This window comes from Sphaerotilus sp. (assembly GCF_041083715.1).
In the GTDB taxonomy this organism is placed as follows: domain Bacteria; phylum Pseudomonadota; class Gammaproteobacteria; order Burkholderiales; family Burkholderiaceae_C; genus Sphaerotilus.
This window is the reverse complement of sequence record NZ_JBFPGY010000350.1, coordinates 1-5,541: the sequence shown is the minus strand read 5'-3', so window position 1 is coordinate 5,541 and position 5,541 is coordinate 1. Positions and strand designations below refer to the sequence as shown.

Sequence of the window (5,541 nt, the reverse complement as noted above, 5' to 3'; positions counted from 1 at the left end):
TATAAGAGACAGCCGGTATTCTAACCAACTGAACTACCACTCCGCAGTGGCGACTCCTAGGGGATTCGAACCCCTGTAACGACCGTGAAAGGGTCGTGTCCTAGGCCTCTAGACGAAGGAGTCATCAAACTTTTTCGACGAACTACGAAGCGCTGTGATGGTGGAGGTAAGCGGGATCGAACCGCTGACCTCTTGCATGCCATGCAAGCGCTCTCCCAGCTGAGCTATACCCCCTCGGGCGCTTCGTTGTTCAAGCGAGAACGCGATTATGAAAGGAATTCAGATACCTTGCAAGCGTTTGAGCACGGTATTTTTATCGAACAAGGCCAGCACGGCATCGACCGGTGGCGTCTGGGTCCGCGCGCACACCAGCACCCGCAGCGGAATCGCCAGTTGGGGCATCTTCACCTTCAGCTCGCCAATGGTCTGCTTGATGGCTTGGCTGATCGACGGCGCGTCCCAGCTCGGCAGCTCGGCAAGCCGATCGCGCAGCGCGGTGAGCGCCGGGCGCGACACGTCGTTGACATGCTGCGTCAGATCCGCATCGCTCGGCTGCACATCGACGAAGTAGACCGACAGCCAGTCGGCCAGCTCGACGGTCGTGCTGCAGCGGTCCTTGAACAACGCGCACATCGCCGCCAGCCGTTCGTCGGCCGCCACGGTCAGACCCCGGCTGGCGAACTGCATGGCTACCAGATCCGCCAGCACCGCGTTGTCGCAGATCTTCATGTGCTGCGCATTCACCCAGCGCAGTTTGGCCTCGTCGAACTGCGCGGCACTGCGGCCCAGATGGTCCAGATTGAACCATTCGATCAACTGCTCGCGGCTGAAGATCTCGTCATCGCCGTGGCTCCAGCCCAGACGCGCGAGGTAGTTCACCACACCATCGGCCAGATAACCCTCGTCGCGGTACTGGGTCACCGGCTTGGCCCCGTGGCGCTTGCTCATCTTGTCACCCTGCTCGTTCAGCACGGTGGGCAGGTGGGCGTAGACCGGCGGCTCGACACCGAGCGCACGGAAGACATGGATCTGGCGCGGCGTGTTGTTGACGTGGTCATCACCGCGGATCACGTGGGTGATCTGCATGTCGATGTCGTCCACCACCACGCAGAAGTTGTAGGTCGGCGTCCCGTCCGGGCGGGCGATGACCAGATCGTCCAGCTCGTCGTTGCTGATCTCGATGCGGCCCTTGACCTTGTCGTCCCAGACCACCGAACCGCCCTGTGGCGTCTTGAACCGCAGCACCGGCTTCACACCCTCCGGTACCGGCGGCAGCACCTTGCCCGGCTCCGGCCGCCAGGTGCCGTCGTAGCGCGGCTTTTCCTTGTTGGCCATCTGGCGCTCGCGCAGCGCGTCGAGTTCCGCCATGGCCATGTAGCAGGGATAGACCCAGCCCTGCGCCACCAGTTGCGCCAGCACCGCCTTGTAGCGGTCCATGCGCTGCATCTGGTAGAACGGCCCTTCGTCGTGGTCCAGGCCGAGCCATTTCATCCCCTCGACGATCACATCGACCGCCGCCTGCGAGGACCGCTCGACATCGGTGTCCTCGATGCGCAGCACGAAGATGCCGCCAGTGGCACGCGCCCAGGCCCATGGATACAGGGCCGAGCGGATGTTGCCCAGGTGGATGAAGCCGGTCGGGGACGGCGCGAAACGGGTGCGGACTTGTGTCATATCAGGGCGAGGCCACGCGCGAGGTCGGCCTTCAGGTCGTCGACATGCTCCAGGCCAACGGCGACGCGGACCATGCCCTGCGTGATGCCGGCGGCCAGGCGCTGCGCTTCGGTGAGGCGTCCGTGCGAGGTGCTCGACGGGTGGGTGATGGTGGTCTTGGTGTCGCCGAGGTTGGACGTGATCGAGCAGATCTTCGTCGCATCGATCACCGCGAAGGCATTGGTGCGGGCCAGCTCGGGCGTGTCGCCGCGCGCGACGAAGCTGACGACCGCGCCGCCATTGCCGCTCTGCTGCGCCATCGCCAGCGCATGCTGCGGATGCGACGGCAGACCGGGATAGAACACCCGCGCCACCTGCGGCTGGGCCTCCAGCCACTCGGCCAGCTTCAGCGCCCGCGCGCCCTGGGCTTCCATGCGGATCGACAGTGTCTCCAGCCCCTTCAGCACCACCCAGGCGTTGAACGGCGACAGGCACATGCCCGCCGAGCGCATCACCGGCATGAACTTGCCGTCGATGATCGCTTCCGGCCCGCAGATGGCGCCAGCCACGACACGGCCCTGCCCGTCGAGGTACTTGGTGCCCGAATGGATGATGAGGTCGGCGCCCAGGTCGGCCGGGCGCTGCAGCGCCGGCGAGCAGAAGCAGTTGTCCACCGCCAGCAGCGCGCCCGCGGCGTGCGCTACCTCGGCCAGCGCGCGGATGTCGCAGACCTCGGTCAGCGGGTTGCTCGGCGTCTCGGCGAACAGCAGCTTCGTCTCCGGCCGCACGGCCGCGCGCCATTCCGCCACGTCGGTCTGCGACACGAAGGTGGTCAGCACGCCGAACTTGCCGAACTCGCCCTGCAGCAGCTTGATGGTCGAGCCGAACACGCTCTGCGAGCAGATGACATGGTCACCCGCCTTCAGCAAACCCATGACCATCAGCAGGATCGCCGACATGCCGCTCGACGTCGCGATGCAGGCCTCGGTGCCTTCGAGCGCAGCCAGGCGGCGCTCCATCATCATGGTCGTCGGGTTGGTGAAGCGGCTGTAGACAAACGCTTCTTCTTCCTGCGCGAAGCGGGCTGCCGCAGTGGCCGCATCCGGGTGCACGAAGCTGCTGGTCAGGAACAGCGCCTCGGAGTTTTCGCCCCAGGGCGTCGTCGGCAGGCCTTCGCGCACGGCCAGGGTGTCGAGCCGCGCATCGGCGGGCAGGTCCACCCGCGGCAGGCGCTTCGGGTCGGTGTGGTCACGGCTGCGCATGGCAGATCTCCAGAAGTCGGGGAACGGTTCCAGGCAAGGCGGTCAGGCGGTCGGATTCGGCAGCGCCAGACGACCACGGTCGCCGGCATCCTCGTCCTGCGGCTGCGAGGCACGCTGGGTCTTCATTGCCTCGAAATCGGCCGCGGTCACGTCACCGGTGATGTAGTGCCCGTCGAAGCAGGACGCCTCCAGCCCCGCCAGCGACGGATTCAGCGACGACACCGCGCGCTTCATCGCATCGACATCCTGGTAGATCAGCGCGTCACAGCCGATGTAGTCACGGATCTCGTCCATCGTGCGGCCATGGGCGATCAGCTCGGTCGAGGTCGGCATGTCGATGCCATAGACGTTCGGGTAGCGCACCGGCGGCGCGGCCGAGGCCATGTAGACCTTGTTCGCACCGGCCTCGCGGGCCATCTGCACGATCTCGCGCGAGGTGGTGCCGCGCACGATCGAATCATCGACCAGCAGCACGTTGCGGCCCTTGAACTCCATGCCGATGGCGTTGAGCTTCTGGCGCACGCTCTTCTTGCGCGTGGCCTGGCCCGGCATGATGAAGGTGCGGCCGACGTAGCGGTTCTTGACGAAGCCTTCTCGGTAGGGCTTGCCCAGGCGCTGCGCGAGCTGCATTGCGGAAGGCCGGCTCGATTCGGGAATCGGGATCACCACGTCGATGTCGGACGGCGGCATCGTGCTGATGACGCGCTGCGCCAGCGTCTCGCCCATGTTGAGGCGGGCGTGGTAGACCGAGATGCCGTCGATGACCGAGTCCGGACGCGCCAGGTACACGAACTCGAACACGCACGGATTCAGCGACGGCGAGACCGCGCACTGCCGGCTGTGCAGCGCACCATCGAGCGTGATGAACAGCGCCTCGCCCGGCGCCACATCGCGCACGAGGTGGTAGCCATTGCCTTCGAGCGCCACGGATTCGCTGGCCACCATCCACTCGGTGCCATGGCCTGACACCTCGGCCGAACCCAGGCAGAGCGGGCGAATGCCGTTCGGATCGCGGAATGCCACCAGCCCGTAGCCGGCGATCAGCGCCACCACGGCGTAGGAACCCTTGACACGGCGGTGCACCGCGCTGACGGCCTTGAACACCTCGACGTGCGTGAGCGGCATGTCGTGCGCGGCAGCCTGCAGCTCATGGGCGAGGATGTTGATCAGCACCTCGGTGTCGCTCTCGGTGTTCAGGTGGCGGCGGTCGATGTCGATCAGCTCCTTCTTCAACGCATGGGCGTTGGTGATATTGCCGTTGTGGACCAGCACCACGCCGAACGGCGCGTTGACGTAGAAGGGCTGGGCCTCTTCCTCGCTGTAGGCGTTGCCGGCGGTCGGGTAGCGGACCTGACCGAGTCCGAGCGTGCCGGGCAGCGCGCGCATGTTGCGGGTGCGGAAGACGTCGCGCACCATGCCGCGGGCCTTGTGCATGAAGAACTTCGTGCCCATGGCCGTGACGATGCCCGCGGCGTCCTGCCCCCGGTGCTGCAGCAGCAGCAGCGCGTCATAGATCAACTGGTTCACTGGTGACTTGGAAATCACACCGACGATGCCACACATCGCTCACTCCATCTTTTCAAGAAATTCCCAACGGACACCGGGCCGGATGGCACGGTCATCCTCGTTCGTGCTTCGTGTATTCGTCGCGGCTCAGCGCGGTGCCGAGGCCGCCGGCTCCGGCACGCTGCCCGGCAGCGGTCGCCAGTCTCCGGGCAGCCACGGCGCCAGCACCGCCTGTGCGGCCGTCAGCCAGCGCACCCCGCCCGACACCTGCCAGGACGGCTGGCTAGCCATCGGCGTCAGGCCCAGCATCATCACCGCCACCAGCAGGATCAGCCCGCCTCGCGCGACACCGAACGCCGCACCCAGCAACCGGTCGAGCGGCGCCAGCGGCGTCGCATGGATCACCTGCTGCAGCAGCCAGGTGATCACCCGCCACGCCAGCAGCGTCGCCACAAAGGTGATCACCAGCCCGGACAGGCGCGCAATCTGCCCGCCCGGCTCGCCGATGTGCAGTGCTGCGGCCACATCCAGCGCCCAGGCCTGGGACAGCAGCCACGCCACCACCCAGCCCGCCAGGGACATCACCTCGCTGACCAGCCCGCGCAACATCCCGGCGACCACCGACAAGCCCAGCACCACCAGCATTGTCAGATCGATCCAGCCGAGGTCACCGAGCATGGTCACTTTCAGAGCGGCAGCACCGCGGCGTTGAGCCCGGCCGCCTTGAGGCGTGCGGCGGCACGCAGGGCTTCTTCCTTGGAATTGAACGGTCCCAGCCGCACCCGCGTGCGGGCTGATCCAGCTGCAGTCTCGACATGCTGCTCGTGCGAATCCAGTCCCAGCTTGCCGATGCGGCGCCCCAGGTCACGTGCCGCCGATGCCTCGGCAAAGGAGCCCGCCTGAATCACGTAACGGCGGGTCTTCTCACCATCGCCCTCCGACTTGGCGGCCTTGGCATCGCGGGCCTTGCGGGCGGCTGCTTCGCGCCGTGCATCGGCAGCATCGCGGGCGTCCTGTGCTTCACGGGCGGCCTTGGCTTCCTTGGCCTTCCTGGCTGCGCGGGCCTGTCGGACCTTTTCCGCTTCCCGAGCCTGCTCAGCCTCCCGCAGCTTGTCGGCCT

General features: G+C 66.4%; 5 protein-coding genes and 2 tRNA genes. All 7 read right to left on the bottom strand.

Annotated elements, in window-relative coordinates; genetic code table 11:
- Positions 1-47: 47 nt before the first annotated feature.
- A tRNA-Glu gene (locus AB3X43_RS16555) sits at positions 48-123 on the bottom strand.
- A gap of 35 nt (positions 124-158) precedes the next feature.
- Positions 159-234 (bottom strand) — tRNA-Ala (locus tag AB3X43_RS16550).
- A 45-nt stretch (positions 235-279) separates the two neighbouring features.
- On the bottom strand, positions 280-1,674 hold the full coding sequence (gene gltX / locus AB3X43_RS16545) for a glutamate--tRNA ligase (RefSeq protein ID WP_369430963.1): 1,395 nt from the start codon (positions 1,672-1,674) through the stop codon (positions 280-282).
- Complete coding sequence (locus AB3X43_RS16540) at positions 1,671-2,915, bottom strand: O-succinylhomoserine sulfhydrylase (protein ID WP_369430962.1); 1,245 nt, start codon at positions 2,913-2,915, stop codon at positions 1,671-1,673. The genes gltX and AB3X43_RS16540 overlap by 4 nt, the downstream gene beginning before the upstream one ends.
- Before the next feature lie 42 nt (positions 2,916-2,957).
- Complete coding sequence (gene purF, locus AB3X43_RS16535) at positions 2,958-4,478, bottom strand: amidophosphoribosyltransferase (RefSeq protein WP_369430961.1); 1,521 nt, start codon at positions 4,476-4,478, stop codon at positions 2,958-2,960.
- A 90-nt stretch (positions 4,479-4,568) separates the two neighbouring features.
- On the bottom strand, positions 4,569-5,099 hold the full coding sequence (locus AB3X43_RS16530) for a CvpA family protein (RefSeq protein ID WP_369430960.1): 531 nt from the start codon (positions 5,097-5,099) through the stop codon (positions 4,569-4,571).
- Positions 5,100-5,107: 8 nt separating this feature from the next.
- On the bottom strand, positions 5,108-5,541 hold a 434-nt coding region (locus tag AB3X43_RS16525), incomplete at its 5' end, for an SPOR domain-containing protein (RefSeq protein ID WP_369430959.1).

Excerpts from the sequence above, each read along its gene's own strand:
- gltX (WP_369430963.1), bottom strand. The coding sequence starts at position 1,674 with ATGACACAAGTCCGCACCCGTTTCGCGCCGTCCCCGACCGGCTTCATC.
- AB3X43_RS16540 (WP_369430962.1), bottom strand. The coding sequence starts at position 2,915 with ATGCGCAGCCGTGACCACACCGACCCGAAGCGCCTGCCGCGGGTGGAC.
- purF (WP_369430961.1), bottom strand. The coding sequence starts at position 4,478 with ATGTGTGGCATCGTCGGTGTGATTTCCAAGTCACCAGTGAACCAGTTG.
- AB3X43_RS16530 (WP_369430960.1), bottom strand. The coding sequence starts at position 5,099 with ATGCTCGGTGACCTCGGCTGGATCGATCTGACAATGCTGGTGGTGCTG.